Here is a 19226-nt window from a genome sequence, read left to right on the forward strand (position 1 = left end):
TCAGAAACGGTTCAGCGGCAGCTTCACATAGTGCCGCCCGTCATCCTCGGCCGGGGGCAGCCCGCCACCGCGCAGGTTGATCTGCAGCGCCGCAAGGATGCGGTCGGGCAGGGGCAGGGTGGCGTCGCGCGCCTCGCGTTTTGCGATCCAGTCCTCGCGGATGGTGCCGTCGCGGACATGGACGTTCTTCGCCTTGTGCTCGGCCACCGTCGCCTCCCACATCGGCTCGTCGCGCTCCTTCGTGCCGTAGTCATGGCCGACAAACAGGCGTGTATCGGCGGGCAGGGCGAGGATCGCCTGGATCGAGCTCCACAGGTCCGAGGCGGCCCCGCCGGGGAAGTCGGCGCGCGAGGTGCCGACATCGGGCTGCATCAGCGTGTCATGGGTGAAGGCCGCATCGCCGCAGACGAAGGTGATAGAGCCCAGCGTATGCCCGGGCGAGAGCATCACCCGCATCTCGAGCGCGCCAAGCGCGAAGGTCTCGCCCTCGGCGAACAGCCGGTCGAAATCGCGGGCGGGGTCGAAGGCGTTGGGCAGGTTGTAGATCTCGGCCCAGATCTTCGCGATCTCGCCCACCTTGGCGCCGATGGCATTGGGCGCGCCGGTCCGCTCCTTCAGCTGGGCCGAGGCCATGACGTGATCGGCATGGGGATGGGTGTCGAGCACCCAGGCGACGCTGAGCCCCTGCTGCTGCACCAGTTCCAGCACCTGATCCATGCTGCCGGTCGAGAAGCGGTAATGCTTGGCGTCGAAGTTCCACACCACGTCGATCAGCGCCGCCTGCTGCGTCGCGGGATCGGCGCAGACATACTGGATCGAGCCGGTGTCGGGCTCGTAGAGGCCCCAGACGTCCGGGCTGCCCGCGCCGCGGGAGGGAGAGTGGCGCACCACGCGCTGCTTCAGTTTCGGGTCGCTCATGGTCACGCTCCTTTGACGACTGGCATTGATTTCAACTGCGCGCCGAGCCAGAGCCCGACGAGCATCATGGGCAGGAAGACGAGGATCGCGGGTGACAGGAGCGGCAGCGCCGCCCAGGCCGGGCCGGGGCAGAAGCCGCCGATGCCCCAGCCGATGCCGAAGAGTGCGGCGCCCGTCAGCAGCGGGCGGTCGATCTTCCTTGTGTCGGGCATGTCGAAGCTGTCGGTCAGAACCGGCTCCGGCTGGCGCCAGGCCAAGCGGTAGCCGACGAAAGCGGTGAGGGTGGCGCCGCCCATGACGAAGGCGAGGCTCGGATCCCATGCGCCGAAGACGTCGAGGAAGTTGAGCACCTTGGCCGGATCGGACATGCCCGAGACGACGAGGCCCAAGCCGAAGGTGAGGCCGCTGAGAAAACCGAGGATCAGGCGCATGGATCAGGCTCCGAAGACGTGGCGCAGCAGGAAGACGGTGACAACCGCCGCGGCCATGAAGGTCCCCACGGCAACGGCGGAGCGGGGCGAGAGCCGGGCGAGGCCGCAGACCCCGTGGCCCGAGGTGCAGCCCGACCCGAGCGCCGTGCCGAGCCCGACCAGCAGCCCGGCGAGCGCCATGCCCGGCAGGTTCTCGGACACCGTCTGGGTGACCTCGCCCCCGGCCAGAACCACCGCGAGCGGCGCGGCGACGAGGCCGAGGATGAAGGCCAGCCGCCAGCCCCGGTCGGTCGCGGCGCCCTTCACCGGGGCGACGGCGCCGAGCACGCCATTGGTGATGCCGGCGATCCCTGCGATGCGGCCGAACAGCGCCATGACCATGACGGCGCTCAGGCCGATCAGCACGCCGCCGAGCAGCGACATCCAGGGTGTGAATTCCGTTGGAACGACCGGACCCATCTGTTCTCCTTGGTTTCTTTTCTGCCTCGGACCCGTTGCGGATCGGCCTCGCACAGGGCACATATGAGTGATAGCTAATATATGCAACAAAGATACAGGAAAAAATGACACCGACCTTGCTGGAGGATCTGGAGGCGAGGGCCGAGCACGTCGCCGCCCGGCTGGCGCTGGCGGCGAATGCGCGGCGCCTCTTGATCCTGTGCGAACTGGCGCAGGGCGAGCGGTCGGTGGGCGCGCTGCAGGCGGCGGTCGGGCTCAGCCAGTCGGCGCTGAGCCAGCACCTCGCCAAGCTGCGCGCCGCGGGCATGGTCGCCACGCGGCGCGACGCCAAGACGATCTACTACCGGCTGGGCGATGCAGAGACCGAGGCGCTGATGGCCGCGCTCTACGACACCTTCTGCGCCCCGCGCTGAGTTCAGGCGCCGCGGGCGCCCTTGATCGCCTCGCGCAGGGTATTGCGGTCGATGGCGCCCGGAAACATCGTCATGCCGATGATGTAGGCGGGCGTTCCCATGAAGCCGAAGGCCGAGGCCTGAGTGTCGTTGCGGTCCAGCAGCCCGTCCCACCGGGCGCTTTCGGCGGCATAATCGGCATCGGCCCGGGCGAGATCGACCCCCGCGCCCGTCAGCAGATCGTCGATCTGCCCCTCGCTCAGCCGCCCCTCGGTCGCCATCAGCGCTTCGAGCCCCGCGGCATAGGCGCCTTGCTTCTGCGCGCCGAGCACCTTCTTCGTGGCATAGATCGAGGCCGCGCCGAAGATCGGCCAGTCCTTCAGCAGCAGACGGATGTTGCCGTCCTTGGCGACCTCTTCGGTCAGGACCGGGTGGCCCTTCTTGCAATAGGGGCACTGGTAGTCGAAGTACTCGACGATGGTGATGTCGCCCTCGGGATTGCCGAGCACCGGGGCGGCGGGATCGTTCAGCACCTCGCCGGGATCGGGATAGCTCTGCGCGCGCAGAGCGACCGGGGCGAGGACCAGCGAGGCGCTGGCGGCGATGAGGCTGCGACGGGTAAGCGGCATGGTCTGTCCTTCTGCTGTTCGGCGCCAACCAAGCCCGCGCAACTTACCCCAGCCTTAAGGAGTGCCGCCGGGGCGGATCTCGTCCATCCGCGACAGGAGGGCGGCGCGGGAAATCTCGCCCATGTGGATGTGGTGCAGCGCGCCCGAGGCGTCGAAGAACAGCGTGGCGGGCAGGCCCGGCACGGTGAACTCGGCCAGAAGCGTGCTCGACGGATCGAGCCAGACATCGGCGCCGGGCAGATCCTCCTGATCGAGGAAGCGGCGGATGATCGCCTCGCCCTCGCCCTGATTGGCGAAGACGATGCCCACTTCGGTCTCCTCCGCCGCGACCTCGGTCATCATCGGCATCTCGCGGCGGCAGGGCGGGCACCAGCTGGCCCAGAGGTTCAGGACCACCGGCTGTCCCGGCGCGAAACCGGTAACGGCACCGTCGAGCGTTGCCAGCGTCTGCGTCGGCAGCTGGCTCGCCCCCGGTTCGGGCGCGAGCAGGCGGATGGTGTTCCACGAGGCGGCGCCGAGGATCAGGGCTATGGCGAAGGCGCCGAGCTGATCCGGCATCCGCCGCAGCTTGCGCCCGAGCCAGAGCGCCGCCACCACGACGCCGACGAGCGAGAGATAGCCGCCCTGCCAGAGGTAGAGCACGGTGAGCGGGTCCTCGAGGAACACCCGCAGGTTCGCCAGCACGAAGGCCAGCCGCGCGGCGATCACGCCCAGCACCACCGCCTGCGTCGCCCGCCGCTCGGGCCCGCGCCCGGCGGAGCGGGTCAGAACGGCGACGGCGATCAGGAATACGAGGATGCCGAGCCCGGCGGAGAAGCGGTCGGCGGACAGCACGAAGGGACCGAGCGCGATCATCGGGCGGCCCCGGCGCTGGCCACGACCTCGTCGGCGGCGAAATCGCCGATCAGCCGGGTCTGCGGCGTCTCGGCTCCCATCCGGTCGAGGAAGATCATCGTCGGCGGGCCGACCGATTGCAGACGGTCCAGCATCCGCTGCGAGGCGCCATCGAAGTCGCTGACATCGGCCTTCACCAAGGTCCGGTCGCCGAGCGCCGCGATCACCTCGGGATCGTCCAGCACCTCGCGCTCGATGGTGCGGCAGGTGACACACCAGTCGGCGGTGACATAGATCAGCCCCGGCGCACCTTGCGGCAGGGCGCTGTCCATCGCGGCGCTGTCGGTGACCTCGGCGAAGGCCAGCGTCTCGGCGGAGGCCTCGCCTGCGCCAAGCCCGGCCAAGGGTTGCAGCGGATCGTCGCCGCCTGCCGCAGCACCCAGCCCCAGCGCCAGCGCGGCGATCAGCGCGGCCACGCCCGCGCCCTGCGCCAGATGGCGGCGCAGCGTCGTGGCGGGCTCGAGTGCGCCCAAGGCGAGACCGAGGCCGATGGCGAGCAGCGCCCAGAGGGCCAGCGACACCGGCCCGGGCAGGATGCGGCCCAGAAGCCAGACCGCCATGCCGAGGAAGACGAAGCCGAAGACCTGCTTCACCGCCTCCATCCAGACCCCGGCGCGGGGCAGGGCGCGGGCGCCCAGCGTTCCGGCGACCAGCAGCGGCACACCCTGACCGAGCCCCAGCGCAAAGAGCGCCGCCGCGCCGAGCCGCATGTCGCCGCTCTGCGCGATGTAGAGCAGCGCCCCCGCCAGCGGGGCAGTGACGCAGGGCCCGACGATCAGCGCCGAGGTGAAGCCGAGCCCCGCCGCGCCCAAGGTCGAGCCGCGATGGCCCTGACCGAGGCTGCCGAGCCGCGTGGTGACGGAGTGCGGCAGGGCGAGATCGAAAGCGCCGAAGCTCGACAGCGCGAGCAGACCGAAGAGCGCGGCGACGGCGACGAGGGCGGTGGGCGATTGCAGCGCGACCTGCAGGTTCTGCCCTAACAGGGCCGCGACGACCCCCAGCAACCCGAAGGCCGTGGCCATCGCGAACACATAGACGCCCGACAGCACCGCGCCGCGCGTGGCGGTCAGGCTTTCGCCCTGCCGCGACAGCATCCCGAGCAGGATCGGCACCATCGGCAGCACGCAGGGGGTGAAAGCCAGCAGCAGGCCGAAGCCGAAGAAGGCGAGGATCACCAGCGACGAGCCGCCCCGCGCGGCGATGCTGTCCACCAGCCCCGGCTCCGAGGCCATGCGCGGCCCCGTGCCCTGCGGCTCGGCACCGGACACCGCGAGCGCTGCCGTGGCGACCGCGCCATCGGCGGAGATGCTGCGGGTGATCGGCGCATAGCAGATGCCGCCGTCCTGACAGCCCTGCCACGTCAGCGTGACGGGGAAGACCTCGGCGGGCAGGTCCAGCGCCACGTCATGGTGATAGACCTGCATTGTGCCGAAGGTCGGGTCTTCCTTCGGTTCGCCCTCCGGCAGGGTGAGGCTCAGCGCGCTGCCGTCGGCGGCCCGGGCCTTGAAGAACTCGCGGTAGAGGTAATAGCCGGGCGTCACCTCCCAGCTCAGATGCACCGTCCCGCCGCGCGGCTCGACGCCGAGCACGAAGGCCTCGTCTGCCGTGCGCGGCTTGGAGACGGAGCTGAAGCTGCCGGGAACGGAGAACCCGCCCTCCTGGGCAAGGGCGGGGGCGAGGAGGCCGAGACCGAAAGCGAGGATCAGGGACAGGAGGGCGGGGCGAAGCGCGAGGATCATCTGCATGCCGCCCGCTTCGCCGCAGTGGCTTAAGCCGGGCTTAACGGCGTCGCCTCCCGGCATCACGCCGCCGCGAGGCTCAGGTGATGCGCAGCCGCCCGACGCCCTCGGGCACGGCGGGGTGGGCGGCGAACCAGCGCCGCAGCGCCTCCACCGCCGTCACGCCCGCACGCTGGCGGTTGCTGCCGAAGGCCTTGGGCACGCCCTGCGTGGTGATGAAGGCGGCGCGGTAGACCGCCTCGGGGTGCAGCGGGCTGCCGTCGGGGCCGAAGGCCATCTCGATACGCAGACCTTCCGGGTTCTCCAATTTCACGTTCAGCGTGAGCCCGCGGAAGCGTTTCACATAGCCGCCGCGCTGGCGGAAGGCGCTGCCGCTGAAGGTGGCTTCCAGATTGGCCTCCATCATCGCGAGGATCTCGGCCCCGGTCAGATCGACCGTCTCGACCGGCGGGTCGGTCGGCACGATGCAGCGCAGCGCGTGCTCGGTGATCGGCCCGGGCGCGATCGGCGCACCGTAGCGCCAACCGTTGGAGAAGGCAATTTCGGTGCCCGCCGCCGCGGCGATGGCGGCGAGCAGCGCATCGTCCATCGGCGCGTCGAGACAGCTCGCCCGGTGCAGCAGCACCGGGGTCTGGCCGACGATGCGATCTTTCAGCGCGGCGGTGGCGGCGCAGGCATCGGCCACCAGCCGCGCCATCTCCGGCTCTTCGGGGATCTCCTCCGTGACGGGGATCAGCCGGTGGGCGACCTTGACGATCCGCCCTGCCTCGATCTCCAGATCGAGCCGCCCGACAAAGCTGCCGTGACAGCCCGACTGGATCAGCAGCGCGCCGTTGCGCTCCACCGGCGTCTGCAGACGGTTGTGGGTGTGGCCGCTGATCAGCAGGTCGATCCCCGGCACCGCATCGGCCAGCGCGCAATCCTGCGGCAGGCCGAGATGCGACAGCACGAGGATCAGATCGCAGCCCTCGTCGCGCAGCCGGGCGGCATGGCTGCGGCATTCCTCGATCCCGTCGGTGAAGCGCAACCCTTCGGAGAAGGCGGGCGGCATGGTCTTGTCGAGGATCGTCGCGGCAAGGCCGATGACGCCGATCCGCAGGCCCGAAGCCTCGCAGACCGTCGTCGGCGCGAAGCGCGGCGCCTCGGGGGTGAGCGCGTGGCAGTTGGCTGCGAGGAAGGGGTAGCGCAACGCGCTCGCCAGTTCGGCGGCGCGGGCGGGGCCATAGGCGAAATCCCAATGCCCGGTCATCGCGGAAAGCCCCAGCGCGTTCAGGATCGGCACGGCCGCGGCGCCCCGGCTCTCGACCAGTTCGGGCGTGCCGTGGAAGGTGTCGCCATTGTCGAAGGCCAGCACCCCGCCGGGGTTTTCCTGCCGCGCCTCGGCGAAGATCGAGGCGATCCGGGCGAAGCCGCCGGCCGTGCGCACTTCGGGGTCCCCGGCGGTCCAGAACAGCTCGGCATGCGGCTCGAGGTAACCGTGGGTGTCGTTGATCTGCAGGAGCGTGAGGCGGGTGGGCATGGCGTCTTTCCTTCGTCTGGGCAGGCGAGGCTGCCGGTGGAAGCTTAACCGCATCTGAAGACCGCCGTTCCGGGCAGGCCAACGGACGGCCGAGCTTAAGCTTGCCTTAAGACTCGGGGCCCAACAGCCCGTCCTTGTCCGGCCCGGCCGGACGGCTCCAGTTGCCCGGAAGGTACCATGCCCATTACACTCGGCCTCTTGCTGGCCCTCAGTTTCGTCGTCTCGCTGCTCGCGCTCGCCTTCCTGATCTGGGCGATCGCCAACCGCCAGATCACCATCGACCAGTCCGATGCCGAGACCATCTTCCGGCCCGGCGAGCAGGGCCATCTCGACAGCGAGGGCACCGAGGAGGGCGATGCGCTGAAGCCGCATCACTACGATCCGGTGCGCTCGGGCATCGACGCCGTCTCGGCGCCGCCGGTGCTGGCGCTGATCGCGGCGGCGACGGTCTGGCTGGTGGCGGGCTCGGTCTTCGGGCTGATCGCCTCGCTGAAGCTGCACTGGCCGGACTGGCTGGATTTCACGGCGCCGCTGACCTTCGGGCGGATGCGGACGCTGCATCTCAATCTGGTGATCTACGGCTGGCTGTCGCAGGCCGGGGTCGCCTGCGTCATGTGGATCATCCCGCGCATCTTCCACACGCCGCTGCGCGCGCCGCGCATGGTGATCTTGGGAACGGTGCTCTGGAACATCGCCGTGGTCTGCGGCGGGCTGGCCATCGCCTCGGGCTGGACCGATGGCGAGGAGTGGCTGGAGATCCCGTGGCAGGTGGACATGCTGCTGGCGGCGGCGGGCGCGTGCTTCGTCGCGCCGCTGATCCGCACCGCGCGGGCGCGGCAGGTGCATCACATCTACGTCTCGGGCTGGTATTTCCTCGCCGCGATCCTGTGGTTCCCGGTGCTCTTCGTGGTGGCCAATATCCCCGGCCTCCATTCGGGCGTCGAGGAGGCCACGGTGAATTGGTGGTTTGCCCATAACGTGCTGGGGCTCTGGCTCACGCCGCTGGGGGTGGGGACGGCCTATTACTTCATCCCCAAGATCATCGGCAAACCGATCTACAGCTATTCAGTCTCGCTCCTCGGCTTCTGGGGTCTGGCGCTGTTCTACAGCCAGGTGGGCATTCACCACCTGATCGGCGGGCCGGTGCCCACCTGGGTCGTGACGCTCTCGGTCGTGCATTCGGTGATGATGTTCGTGCCGGTGATCGCGGTGGCGATCAACCAGCATGTGACCGTGGCCCGCAACTTCTGGGCGCTGAAGGAATCCGTGCCGTTGCGCTTCATCTCCTTCGGGGCGCTGATGTACACGCTGGCCTCGTTCCAGGGCTCGATCGAGGCGCTTCGCTCCGTCAACACCATCACCCATTTCACCCATTACACCGTGGGCCATGCCCATCTCGGCGCCTATGCCTTCGTGTCGCTGGTGCTGTTCGGCGCGGCCTATCATATCCTGCCGCGGGCGACGGGCCGGGCCTTCCCCTGGCCGGGGCTCCTGAAGCTGCATTTCTGGCTGGTGACGATCGGCTTCGCCATCTACTTCTTCTCGCTCTCCATCGGCGGGGTGCTGCAGGGGCTGGCGATGCTCGACGCGGCGCGGCCCTTCTCGGACAGCGTGACCTTGATGTTGCCTTATCTGCAGGCCCGCAGCCTTGGCGGAACCCTGATGACGCTGGGCCATATCGTCTTCGCCCTCAACCTTCTGGGCATCGCCCTTGCCGCGCGCGCGCCTGCCGTGCGCCCGGAGGCCGCAGCATGAACCGCTATTTCCCGCTCGCGCTGCTGTCGCTCGCCATCCTCGCCTTCGCCACGCTGATGCTGGTGATTGCGCCAGGGATGCAGATCAACGCCCGCACCGTTCCCGAGGCGCTGCGGCCCTACACCGAGGCCGAGCAGCGCGGCCGCGACGTCTATGTGTCGCTCGGCTGCGTCTATTGCCACAGCCAGCAGCCCCGCTCCGCCGATCAGGCGCCGGATGGCGAGCGCGGCTGGGGCCGGCCGGCGGTGGCCTCGGATTACGCCTATGACGCGCCGCATCAGCTCGGCACCATGCGCACGGGGCCGGACCTGCTGAACGTCGGCGCGCGGCTGCCCTCCGAGGCCTGGCACCTGACGCATCTCTACCAGCCGCGGGCGATCTTCGACTGGTCGATCATGCCCGCCTATCCCTTCCTCTTCGGGGAGAAGGCCGAGGCCGCGCCGGGCGATACCGTGGTGGCACTGCCCGAGGGGTTCGGCCCCGCAAGTGGTGTGGTCGTGGCCGGGCCGGAGGCGCTGGATCTGGTCGCCTATCTTCGGTCGCTCGACCGCACCCATCTCGCGCCGCCGGATTCGCTGCGCGACGACGGCTACGCCAGTGAAGCACCCGCAGGCGAAGGGGAGACCGAGTGATGGCCGACGAAACGAAGAACCTCCGCCCCGACGAGACCTTCGAGCCCTACGAGGAATATTCGCGCATCCCGCTGCCGGTCCTGTGGATCGCCATCGCCTTGGCGATCTGGGGCGCCTTCATGCTCTATGACACCGGGCAGGATGTGGTGACCGCGCAGGACGAGCGGGTGGAGGAGCATGTCGCCGCCACCGATCCGCCGCTGGGCGAGGGCGGGGCGCTGTTTCTGGCCAATTGCTCCACCTGCCACCAGCCCGACGGGCTGGGCCTGCACGATGCGGTGCCGCCGCTCGCCGGGTCGGAAGTGGTGGCGGGCGGGCCTGAAGTGGTCTCGCGTATCCTGCTGCGCGGTATCGACGGGCCGATCACCGTCGCGGGCAAGAGCTTCGACGGCCATATGCCGAGCTTTGCCAGCGCGCTGAGCAATGACGAGATCGCGCAGATCGCGACCTATGTCGGGACCGGCTTCGGCGGTTCCGCGGCGCGGCTGAGCGAGGAGGACGTGGCCGCGGTGCGCTTGGATGTGGGCGATGCGCCGAGCTTCCGCGGCGGGCAGGAGATCGCGACGCTGGTCCCCGGACTTCCGCCGCAGCCCGCAGTGCCCTCATTGCCCGCCCCCGACGCGCCGGAGGCCGCAACGCTGGGGCTGGTGTTCCAGGGCCGCGGCTCGATCTGGGCCTGCGCCAGCTGTCATGGCGATCTGGGGCAGGGCAACGAGAACACACCCCGGCTGGCCGGGCTTCCGGCGGAATATGTGGCCGACCAACTCGCCGCCTTCCGCGATGGCAGCCGCAGCAACGAGTCGATGCGTCTGGTGGCGCAGGGGCTGGACGAGGCCGAGGGTCTGGCGCTGGGCCGCTATTTCGCCGGTCTCAGGGTGCCGAGCACCGCCCGCCCGACGCTCTCCGCCGATCTGGCGCGGGGCGAGGAGCTGGCGCTGCGCGGCGACTGGTCGCTTGGCGTTCCGGCCTGCTTCACCTGCCACGGCTCCTCGGGCTTCGGGGTCACGCCGAATTTCCCGGCGCTGGCGGCGCAGCACGCGCCCTATACCGCCTCGCAGCTCGCCGCATGGGCGGGCGGGCATCGCACCAACTCGCCGCTCGGCCTGATGCAGCGCATCGCCGAGGCGCTCTCGACCGCCGACCGTCGCGCGGTTGCCGATTATCTGGCCTCGCTGCCGCCGGTCCCGGCGGGAGAGATGGCCCTGAACAGGGAAGTTCCCGATGCGCAATGAACCGGAAAGCCGTCCTGACGCCAAATCCGACAAGGTCGGCAAGGGCGATGCCGCCCGCCGCCTGATCTGGGCCGCCGGGGGCGGGCTTGCGCTGGTCGCCCTCGGCACGCTGGCGGTGGAGCTGGAGCTGGCGCCGCGCTGGATCACCGGCGAGGAGGTGCGCGAGACCGCCGCCGCCGAGCCCGAGGAGGGCCGCTTCGTGCCGCCCGATCCGGCGACCATTCCCGACGACAAGTTCGGCGATGCGGTGAAGCGCGGCATGGCGATCTTCACCAACACCGGCACCAATGCTGCCGATCATGTCGGCAACGGGCTGTCCTGCTCCAACTGCCACCTCGACGCCGGGCGGCAGCCGCAATCGGCGCCGATGTGGGCGGCCTGGGTCACCTATCCGAAATACCGTTCCAAGAACGACCAGATCAACACCATGGAAGACCGGGTGATGGGCTGCTTCAACTACTCGATGAACGCGCAGGCCTCGCCCTCTGGCAAGGCGCCGCCGCACGGGGACGACATCTACCGCGATCTGGAAAGCTATTTCTACTGGCTGGCCTCGGGCGCGCCGACGAACACCAAGCTTGACGGCATCGGCTTCGGCAGCGTGAAGAAGCCCGAGGGCGGCTATGACCTCGGGCGCGGGGCCGAGGTCTTCACCGCCAATTGCGCCGTCTGCCACGGCGCCGAGGGGCAGGGTCAGAAGGACATCAACGGCCGCTACATCTTCCCGCCGCTCTGGGGACCGGACAGCTACAACTGGGGTGCGGGCATGGGGCGGATCGACACCGCCGCCGCCTTCATCAAGCACAACATGCCGCTGTCGCAGCCGGGACGGCTGAGCGATCAGGAAGCCTGGGACGTGGCGGCCTTCGTCGACAGCCACGAACGCCCGAAGGACCCGCGCCAGAAGGGCACCATCGAGGAGAACCGGCTGAAAAACCACGACGGCGACGAGACGCTTTATGGCCAGATGGTCGATGGCCATCTTCTGGGAACGGGCACCGAAGCCGGGGCGGACTGAGCCATGCGTCGGCTCTTCGCGGTCGAGGGGCTGGCCTGCGCGGGCTGCGCGCGGGGCCTCGAGCGCCAGCTTGCGGCGCTGCCCGGGGTGCGGCTGGCGCGGGTGCATTATCTGACCGCCTCGGCGCTGATCGACTGGGAGGAGGCGGCAACCGACCGCGCGGCCCTGGCTGGACGGGTGGCCAAGGCAGGCTACCGGCTGGTGGACAACCGCCGCCCGGAGGAGCTCGAGGCGCTGCTGGCGGCGCAGGCGCGGCAGCTTGCCATCCGTCTGGCGGTGGCCGTGGTCGCGGGCATGTGGTCGATGGCGCTGGCGCTGGTGCTCTACTTCGCCCGTCTTGCCCCCGAGACCGCCTGGTGGATCGCGCTTGGCTCGGGGTTCTTCGCGCTGCCGGTGGTGTTCTGGGCCGGGGCGGGGTTTCTCTGGATGGGCTGGCGCTCGATCCGGCTGGGCGATCCGGGGATGGACCTGCTGGTTTCCGCAGGGGCGCTGGGGGCTATGCTGCTCTCGGTCGCGGCGCTGCTGCGCGGCAGTCCGGTGGTCTGGTTCGACACGGCGACGATGCTGGTCACGCTTCTCCTGCTGGCGCGGCTTATAGACACCGCCACCCGCCGCTCGGCCCTGACGGCGCTGCGGGCGATGGAGGAGGCCGCGCCCGAGCTGGCGACGTTGCAGGCGGACCGCCGCCGCGTCGCCGCCGCCGAGGTGCCGCTGGGCGCGCGGGTGATCGTCGATGCTGGCGAGGCGGCCTCGGTCGACGGGGTGGTGGTCTCCGGCCAGAGCCTCGTGAACCGCGCCGTGCTGACGGGCGAGAGCAGCCCGGTCGCCGTGGCGGCGGGTGCGCGGATCGAGGCCGGGAGCGTCAACCTGAGCGCGCGTCTGGTGGTCGAGGTGGACCGCGAACCCGGCGACCGCGAGATCGACCGGATGGGCGGGGCCATCGCGCTGGAGATCGCCCGCGGGGGCGCCGAGCGTGGCATGGCCGAGCTCTGGTCGGGCTGGCTGGTGCGGGGCATCCTGCTGCTGGCGCTGGCCTCGGTCGCGCTCGGGCTCGCCCTTGGCCGCCCGGTGGAGGCGGCGCTGGTGCAGGGGCTGGCACTTCTGGCCGGGCTCTGCCCCTGCGCGCTGGCGGTGGCGGTGCCGCTGGTGCGGCTGCGCACGGCGGGGTGTGCCGCGCGGATGGGGGTGCGCATCCGTGAGCCCTTCGCCTTCGAGCGGCTGGCCGATGCGCGCGACATCGTCTTCGACAAGACAGGCACGCTCACCGAGGGCATCCCGCGCATCGTGGCGCTGGAGCCCGCGCCGGGCATTCCCGAGGCCGAGCTTCTGGCGGCGGCAGCGCGGGCCGAGACCGGGATCGAGCATCCGGTGGCCCGGGCGGTGATCGCGCGGCATGGCGAGCTCGGGACGGGCGGCAGGCGCGGGATGCGCCATGCCGAGGCCGAAGACGAGGCGGGGCGGCACATTCATGTCGGCACCGCGGCACTCTCGCCCGACGGGCGGAGCCGGCTGGCAGTCAGCCGCGACGGGGTGACTTTGGGTGAGATCGTGCTGGAGGATGTGCTGCTGGAGCAGAGCGCTGAAGTGGCCGGGCGCCTGCGCGCCGCGGGGCTGCGGCTGCATATGGCGACAGGCGACGCCACAGCCCCGGCAGAGCGGGTGGCGCGGGCGCTCGGCATCGCGGATGTCCATGCCGGCTGCACGCCGCAGGACAAGGCAGCGCTGGTGCGGGAGCTCGCGGGGCCGGTGGCTTTCATCGGCGACGGGGTGAACGACGCGCCGGCCCTCGCCGCCAGCGCCTGCGGCCTGTCGATCGCGGGAGCGCATGGGGCTGCGCGGCAGACGGCGGATGTGGCCATCGTCTCGGGCGGGATCGAGCGGCTGCCCGCGATCCTCGCGCTGGCGCGGGCCTCGCGGCGGATCGCGCGGCAGAACCTCGTGCTGTCGGTGGGCTACAACGCCGTGGCACTGCCGGCCGCGGCGCTGGGGCTGCTGAGACCCGAGCTTGCAGCGCTGGCGATGACGGCGAGCTCGCTGTCGGTCGTCGCCAACACGTTGCGGCTCGGCCTGCGGCAGAGAAAGCCGCGGAAGGCCGTGGTGGCGCGGGCGGCGCTGGAGGGCTGATCCCGCGCCGCCCCGGCCATCACTGGGCCGGAGGCATCGTGGCAGCCGTGGCGCCCGGATCGCTCGCGGCCAGCGTCTCGGAATAGTCGACCGGCGGCAGCGGCGTGCCGGGGGGCACGGTGCCCTTGCCGGTCTCGGCCTCGGTCAGCACGACGACATGCGCACCGGGCTTCACCCGTTCGTGCAGATCGACGATGTCCTGATTGTAGAGCCGGATGCAGCCTGCCGAGGTGGCATGGCCGATCGACCAGGGGTTCGAGGTGCCGTGGATGCGGTAGAACGTGTCCTTGCCGCCGCGGAAGAGATAGAGCGCCCGCGCGCCCAGCGGGTTCTGCAACCCGCCGTCCATGCCGCCGACATAGGGGCCGTATTGCTCGGGGTCTTCCTTGATCATGTTCTGCGTCGGCGTCCAGCGCGGCCATTCGCGGGTGAAGGGGATCGTCGCCTCGCCGGAAAAGCCCCGGCCTTCCTCGCCCACGGCCACGCCATAGCGCATGGCGCGGTTGTTCGGCTCGACCAGATAGAGATAGCGCGCGAAGGGATCGACGATGATGGTGCCGGGCTTCTCGTCGGTCCAGTAATCGACCTCGGTGCGCTTGTTGCGCTCGGAGAGCCATTTCGGCGAAATCGCCGGGATGGTCACGTCGCCGTCGGGCAGCTGGGCATACATCGAGACCAGCTCGGGATCGACGGCGGTGGCGGTTGGCTGCGGGGTGGCGGTGACGGTGGGTTGGGCACAGGCCGCAAGCGCGAGAATGAGGGGAAGGGAGAGGGAGGTGGCAAGACGCATTCGGGGTTCCTTCTGGATCGCAGGGTGCGGGACGACCTTCCCCCTCGCGCGCCTTGCTTAAGCCCGCCTTAAACCTCCGCGATCCCATCGAAGCTCAGCCGGGCAATCTCGCCACGCGGGCCCTTGCGTCTCAGCGTCAGCCTCGCGCCCATCCGCCGCGCCGCCGCCTCGACAATGGCGAGGCCGAGCCCGCTGCCCTCGCCGGTGGCGCTGCCGCGGTAGAAGCGCTCGGTGATCCGCGCCCGGTCGGCATCGGCGATGCCCGGGCCCTCGTCACGCACCTCGGCTAGCCAGCCAGCGCCTTCGGCCCGGATCTCGAGCTCCACCGTGCCGCCTTCGGGGCTGGCGTGGATCGCGTTCTCCACCAGATTGCGCAGCGCGGCGATCAGCAGCCCCGGCGTCGGATGCGCCTGCCGGGCCAGCCTGTCGTCACAGCGCGGGCGCAGGACGACGCCGCGGGCGCGGGCGACTGGGGTGGCAAGCTCCAGCACCTCGGCGCCGATCTCGCCCAGGCTGCGTGGATGGCCCTCCTCGGCGCCCTGATCGACCGAGGCCATGTCGAGCAGCTGATGCACCAGCCGGTCAGAGCGATCGACGGCGCGGCGGATCTGGGCCAGCGCGTGATCGCGCGTCGCTGCGTCCGGCGCGAGCCGGGCGACCTCGGCCTGCATCTTCAGCCCGGCGAGCGGGGTCTTGAGCTCATGCGCGGCATAGGCGGTGAACTCCTGCTCGCGCCGCCGCGTCGCCTGCACCCGGTCGAAGAGCCCGTTCAGCGCCGTCACCATGGGCGCCACCTCGCGCGGAGTTTCGGCCTCGAGCGCCGCTAGATCGTCGGCACCGCGGCGGCCGAGCTGTTCGGCGATGCGGCGCAGCGGGCTGAGCCCCCGGCGCAGGCTGATCCAGATCGCGGCGGCGAGCAGCGGCAGGATGAAGAGCGTGGGCCACATCAGCCCCATCACCATGTCGGTCAGCAGGCGCTCGCGGATCTGCAGGCTGTCGCCCACCATCACCCGGATGCCGCGCGCCTCGTCCACATGGGTATAGACACGCCAGATCAGCCCCTCGACCTCGCGCTCGGAAAAGCCCTGCGGCGAGGTGGAGAGCGGAGCCTTGGGCGCCTGCGACGAGCCGGCGAGGCGGGTGCCGTCCAGCCCCCAGACCTGGCAGGAGAGCTGGCGGGCATAGCTGTGCGCCGCCTCGCCGGGCAGGGCGGGGGCGGCGAGATCCATCGCCGCGTTCAACTGCAGCCCGTCCTCGTCGACGAGGCTGCCCACCATGCGCGCGGCCTCGGCCAGGCGGTTGTCGAGCACCCGGTTCAACTCGCTGCGCGTGGAGGACTGGATCCAGACCGCCGCCGACAGCCAGATCGCGCCGGTGGCCGCCATAAGCACGACGAAGAGCCGGCGCTGGATCGAGGTCATTCCGGTTCCGCCAGACGGTAGCCCGCGCCGCGCACGGTCTCGATGAAGCCGTGACCGAGCTTGGCGCGCAGCTTGTGGACATGCACCTCGATCGTATTGCTTTCCACGTCCTCCTGCCAGCCATAGAGCCGCTCTTCGAGCTGGCTCTTGCTCAGCACCGCGCGGGGATGGGTCATCAGTGCGCGCAGCACGGAAAATTCGCGCAGCGACAGCGGGATCGGCTCGTCGCCGCGCCGGGCCAGCAGGCAGGCCAGATCGAGCGTCACTCCGTTCCACGTCGGCTGCGCGTCGGTCATGGCGGGGGGGCGGCGGCCCAAGGCGCGCAGCCGCGCCGCAAGCTCGGTCAGCTCGAAGGGCTTGCCCAGATAGTCGTCCGCCCCGAGATCGAGCCCGCGCACCTTGTCGGCGGGCCGGTCCCGCGCGGTCAGCACCAGGACCGGCACCGGATCGCGGGCGGCGCGCAGCTCGGACAGCAGGTCGAGGCCGGAGCCGTCGGGCAGCATCAGGTCCAGCACCACCGCATCGAACTGGCCCGCGGCAAGCGCGCCGCGGGCGTCGTCGAGGCTGGTCACCGCTTCGGGGCTGAACCCGGCCAGCCGCAGACCGACCAGCAAGACGGCATCATCCTCGACTATGAGTATCCGCATTCTCTCTCTTCAGAACAGCAGCACCTGGGTGCCGACCTCGGCCATGGAATAGAGCTCGGCGATATGCTCGTTGTAGAGCCCGACGCAGCCGGAGGAAGACTCCCGCCCGATCTTGCGCGTATCATGCGTGCCGTGGATCAGATAGGCGGGCCAGCTGAGATACATCGCATGGGTGCCGAGCGGATTGTCGGGGCCGGGCGGCATGTAGTGCAGCTCCGGGTTCTCGGCGATCATCGACTGCGTCGGCGTCCAGTCCGGGCCGACGCGCTTGCGCACGATTTCGGTCTTGCCGCGCTTGGTCAGGTCTTCGCGCATCGGGATCGAGCTGGGGTAGAGCCGGTAGGTGTCGTCCTTCGGGCCCCAGTAATGCACGGCGCGCGAGGTCAGGTCGGCCAGGATCACGCCGCGGCCCAGCTGGTCGAAATGGTCGCTCCAGTGCTGGGTGCGGAAGCTGGAGATGTTCGAGCGCGCATCGGCCCGCACGAGGCTCGGCGCCGCGAGCAGCACCGACACGGTCCCGAGCCCGAAGGCACGGCGCGACAGGGGCCGGGGTGGCTGGTGAGAGGACATGGCTGGATCTCCTTGCTTGGATCGGTCCAAGCCAGTGCCTGCCGGAACTTAAGCGGGCCTTAAGAGATGCGCGGCGTCTTCAGCCCCGTGCCGGATGCGCCGGGGCATCGGCCATGGCGATGCGGCGCAGCTCGGGCAGGTTGAACAGCCGGATCGAGCCGCGCTCGGTCTGCACCCAGCCGCGCTTGGCGAAACTGTCGAGCTGGCGCGAGACCACCTCGCGCGCGGTGCCGATGCGGGCGGCCAGATCGGATTGCGTGGCAGCCACCCGGTCACCCGAAGCAGCGGCGAGAAGCGCCGCGGCCAGCCGGATCTCGATGCGCTGGAAGGCGACGCGCTCCAGAAGCGCGGTCATGTCCTGCATCCGCGCGGCGAAGGCGGCAAAGACGAACTGGCGGAAGGGGGCGCTCTCGTTCAGCAGGCGCAGGAACAGCGGCTTCGGGATGACGACGATGCGGCAGTCGGTGGCGGCGATCGCCTCGCCGGCATAGACCTCGTCGCCGATCAGGCTGAGCGTGGTCTGCACGCAGCTCTGCCCGGGCTCCACCGCGTAGAGCAGGATCTCGCGCCCGGTCGGGCCGGTGAGAAAGACCTCGACCCGGCCGGAAAGGATGACGACGAAGCCTTGCGCCGGGTCGCCGGGCCGGAACAGCACCGTGCCGCGCGGCACGGGCATCGGCAGCAGCGCCTCGAGCCGGGCGCGGTCGCGCGGCTCGAAGGGGCCCATGGCGTCGATCCATGTCATGCGGCAGGCCCCGCATCGGCATCGGTCAGGCAGGTCTTCTTCCCGGTGATCATGGGGCGGATCAGATCCTCGTGTTTCCAGAAGCGGTAGAAGCCGATCGCCGCCAGATGCAGCGCGACCAGTCCGGCGATGATGTTTCCCAGCCGATCATGCCAGCCAAGGGAGGTCCGAGACAAGCCGATCGGCACCTGCGCGGCAAGAGGGCCGGTGTTGATGTAATCTTCCGGATCGGCGAAAAGCCCGGTCAGACCCTGCGCCAGCAGCACCGTCAGAAGCACGAGGATGTAGAGCCCGCCCAGGGGGTTGTGGCCGCGCCAGCCGCTGGGGCTGCGCCGGAACAGATGCGCGAGGTAGCGCAGCATGCGGCGTGGCCCGTAGATCAGGCTGGACAGCCGCGCCGGGCGCGGCCCGACCAGCGCCCAGAGCAGGCGGAAGGCGAGCAGCCCGAGCACCGCATAGCCGAAGGCGAAATGCAGCGTCATCACGTCGGGGCCGAAATGGCCGAGCCCCCATGCGGCGGCGACGCAGAGCGCGAGCGCCCAGTGGAACAGCCGCAACAGCGGGTCCCAGAGCCGGAGCGTCTTGACGGCGGGAGGGGTGTCCGGGCTGCCCATGCTCAGAAGTCCTTGGCGCGGTAATCCTCGTGGCATCCCTTGCAGGTGCCGCCGAGCTTGCCAACCGCCGGGGCGAGCGCCGCCTGACCCTCGCCCGCCACCGTGTTCAGCGCCATCACCGCCTCATGGAAGGCCGTGCCCTTGGCGGCATAATCCGTCGGGTCCTCGAAAATCTTCGCCGTGGCGCGGGTCTTGCCGGGCATCTCGGCCCTGGAGGTGCCGGGGAGCAGCAGATCGCCCTGGGTATAGCTCGCCAGCGCGACGAGGTCGGCGGCATGGGCCTTGGCCAACGCCGCGTCATAGGGCATCTCGCCCTTGGCCATGGCGGCGAGCGGACCGAATTCGGTGCCAACCAGCGCGAAATAGCCGCGGCGGGCCTCGACCGTTTCGCCGGGGTCGGCCACGGCTGTCAGCGGCAGCAGGGCGAGGAGGGAGGACAGGAGGAGAGGACGCATTCACTTTTTCCTTTCGACAGAACTGCGACGTGCAGTCGGAGCTGTAACGGCCCGCCCCGCCGCGATCCGTCGCGGCCTTGCCCGCCGCAGCCTGCGGCAAGTTGGCGCGGCGGCAGCGGCGCAGCGGGACGACATATCTTCAATGATGCATATGTCTTTGCGGCGCCATGCGGCGATCGGTCCTGCAGGGCGCGGAAAATCCGGCGGAGCGGAAAAGGGATTGAGATGAATCAAGTTTTCCT

At 70.1% G+C, this 19226-nt stretch carries 20 protein-coding genes; 6 read left to right on the forward strand and 14 right to left on the reverse strand.

Translation table 11 applies throughout. The annotated features are described in order from the left end of the window. From AC3A5Z_RS07855 to AC3A5Z_RS07865, 3 genes are read right to left on the reverse strand one after another with little or no spacing between them, the layout of a single operon-like run. On the reverse strand, positions 1-918 hold the full coding sequence (locus AC3A5Z_RS07855; RefSeq protein ID WP_487518817.1) for an MBL fold metallo-hydrolase: 918 nt from the start codon (positions 916-918) through the stop codon (positions 1-3). 2 nt (positions 919-920) lie between these two features. Continuing rightward, positions 921-1349 (reverse strand): DUF6691 family protein, encoded by a 429-nt coding sequence (locus tag AC3A5Z_RS07860; protein ID WP_487518818.1) that lies wholly within the window; start codon positions 1347-1349, stop codon positions 921-923. A gap of 3 nt (positions 1350-1352) precedes the next feature. Further along, positions 1353-1919, reverse strand: coding sequence for a YeeE/YedE family protein (locus AC3A5Z_RS07865; RefSeq protein WP_487518819.1), 567 nt, complete (start codon positions 1917-1919; stop codon positions 1353-1355). On the opposite strand from AC3A5Z_RS07865, the gene AC3A5Z_RS07870 reads away from it, so the two are divergent. Beyond that, positions 1913-2221: a metalloregulator ArsR/SmtB family transcription factor gene (locus tag AC3A5Z_RS07870; protein ID WP_487518820.1), complete on the forward strand. Its 309-nt coding sequence runs from the start codon at positions 1913-1915 to the stop codon at positions 2219-2221. The genes AC3A5Z_RS07865 and AC3A5Z_RS07870 overlap by 7 nt on opposite strands. A gap of 2 nt (positions 2222-2223) precedes the next feature. On the opposite strand, the gene AC3A5Z_RS07875 is transcribed toward AC3A5Z_RS07870, so the two are convergent. From AC3A5Z_RS07875 to AC3A5Z_RS07890, 4 genes are all read right to left on the reverse strand, one after another. Continuing rightward, a complete protein-coding gene (locus AC3A5Z_RS07875) occupies positions 2224-2829 on the reverse strand; it encodes a DsbA family protein (RefSeq protein WP_487518821.1) in 606 nt (201 codons plus the stop codon). Between the two features lie 54 nt (positions 2830-2883). Next, positions 2884-3684: a redoxin domain-containing protein gene (locus AC3A5Z_RS07880; RefSeq protein ID WP_487518822.1), complete on the reverse strand. Its 801-nt coding sequence runs from the start codon at positions 3682-3684 to the stop codon at positions 2884-2886. Beyond that, the gene (gene dsbD, locus AC3A5Z_RS07885) at positions 3681-5468 is read right to left on the reverse strand and encodes a protein-disulfide reductase DsbD (protein WP_487518823.1); all 1788 of its coding nucleotides are present in this window, start codon (positions 5466-5468) and stop codon (positions 3681-3683) included. The genes AC3A5Z_RS07880 and dsbD overlap by 4 nt, the downstream gene beginning before the upstream one ends. 73 nt (positions 5469-5541) lie before the next feature. After that, the gene (locus AC3A5Z_RS07890) at positions 5542-6981 is read right to left on the reverse strand and encodes a bifunctional metallophosphatase/5'-nucleotidase (RefSeq protein WP_487518824.1); all 1440 of its coding nucleotides are present in this window, start codon (positions 6979-6981) and stop codon (positions 5542-5544) included. Positions 6982-7158: 177 nt separating this feature from the next. Here AC3A5Z_RS07890 and AC3A5Z_RS07895 point away from each other — a divergent pair, with 177 nt between their 5' ends. The 5 genes from AC3A5Z_RS07895 to AC3A5Z_RS07915 are packed head-to-tail and all read left to right on the forward strand — an operon-like array spanning position 7159 to position 13742. After that, entirely contained in the window at positions 7159-8736 is a 1578-nt protein-coding gene (locus AC3A5Z_RS07895) for a cbb3-type cytochrome c oxidase subunit I (protein WP_487518825.1), read from the forward strand. Beyond that, positions 8733-9368: a cbb3-type cytochrome c oxidase subunit II gene (locus AC3A5Z_RS07900; protein WP_487518826.1), complete on the forward strand. Its 636-nt coding sequence runs from the start codon at positions 8733-8735 to the stop codon at positions 9366-9368. Before AC3A5Z_RS07895 ends, AC3A5Z_RS07900 begins: the two co-directional genes overlap by 4 nt. Then, positions 9368-10600, forward strand: coding sequence for a c-type cytochrome (locus AC3A5Z_RS07905; protein ID WP_487518827.1), 1233 nt, complete (start codon positions 9368-9370; stop codon positions 10598-10600). Before AC3A5Z_RS07900 ends, AC3A5Z_RS07905 begins: the two co-directional genes overlap by 1 nt. After that, complete coding sequence (locus tag AC3A5Z_RS07910; RefSeq protein WP_487518828.1) at positions 10590-11618, forward strand: c-type cytochrome; 1029 nt, start codon at positions 10590-10592, stop codon at positions 11616-11618. Before AC3A5Z_RS07905 ends, AC3A5Z_RS07910 begins: the two co-directional genes overlap by 11 nt. Positions 11619-11621: 3 nt before the next feature. After that, entirely contained in the window at positions 11622-13742 is a 2121-nt protein-coding gene (locus AC3A5Z_RS07915) for a heavy metal translocating P-type ATPase (RefSeq protein WP_487518829.1), read from the forward strand. A 19-nt stretch (positions 13743-13761) separates the two neighbouring features. Here the strand turns inward: AC3A5Z_RS07915 and AC3A5Z_RS07920 are convergent, their stop codons facing one another. The 7 genes from AC3A5Z_RS07920 to AC3A5Z_RS07950 form a co-directional block, all read right to left on the reverse strand. Next, positions 13762-14532: a L,D-transpeptidase gene (locus AC3A5Z_RS07920; RefSeq protein ID WP_487518830.1), complete on the reverse strand. Its 771-nt coding sequence runs from the start codon at positions 14530-14532 to the stop codon at positions 13762-13764. A 68-nt stretch (positions 14533-14600) separates the two neighbouring features. Beyond that, complete coding sequence (locus AC3A5Z_RS07925) at positions 14601-15953, reverse strand: ATP-binding protein (RefSeq protein WP_487518831.1); 1353 nt, start codon at positions 15951-15953, stop codon at positions 14601-14603. Further along, positions 15950-16600, reverse strand: a complete 651-nt coding sequence (locus tag AC3A5Z_RS07930; protein ID WP_487518832.1) for a winged helix-turn-helix domain-containing protein — start codon at positions 16598-16600, stop codon at positions 15950-15952. Before AC3A5Z_RS07930 ends, AC3A5Z_RS07925 begins: the two co-directional genes overlap by 4 nt. A 9-nt stretch (positions 16601-16609) precedes the next feature. After that, positions 16610-17170: a L,D-transpeptidase gene (locus AC3A5Z_RS07935; protein WP_487518833.1), complete on the reverse strand. Its 561-nt coding sequence runs from the start codon at positions 17168-17170 to the stop codon at positions 16610-16612. A 79-nt stretch (positions 17171-17249) separates the two neighbouring features. Then, positions 17250-17915, reverse strand: a complete 666-nt coding sequence (locus tag AC3A5Z_RS07940; RefSeq protein WP_487518834.1) for a Crp/Fnr family transcriptional regulator — start codon at positions 17913-17915, stop codon at positions 17250-17252. Further along, positions 17912-18529 carry a cytochrome b/b6 domain-containing protein gene (locus AC3A5Z_RS07945; RefSeq protein ID WP_487518835.1) on the reverse strand — a complete coding sequence of 206 codons (618 nt, stop codon included), beginning with the start codon at positions 18527-18529 and terminating at the stop codon, positions 17912-17914. Before AC3A5Z_RS07945 ends, AC3A5Z_RS07940 begins: the two co-directional genes overlap by 4 nt. A gap of 2 nt (positions 18530-18531) precedes the next feature. After that, positions 18532-18984: a c-type cytochrome gene (locus tag AC3A5Z_RS07950; RefSeq protein ID WP_487518836.1), complete on the reverse strand. Its 453-nt coding sequence runs from the start codon at positions 18982-18984 to the stop codon at positions 18532-18534. Positions 18985-19226 lie beyond the last annotated feature (242 nt).

The sequence above is a fragment of the Cereibacter sp. Soil_C_27 genome (genome assembly GCF_057657095.1).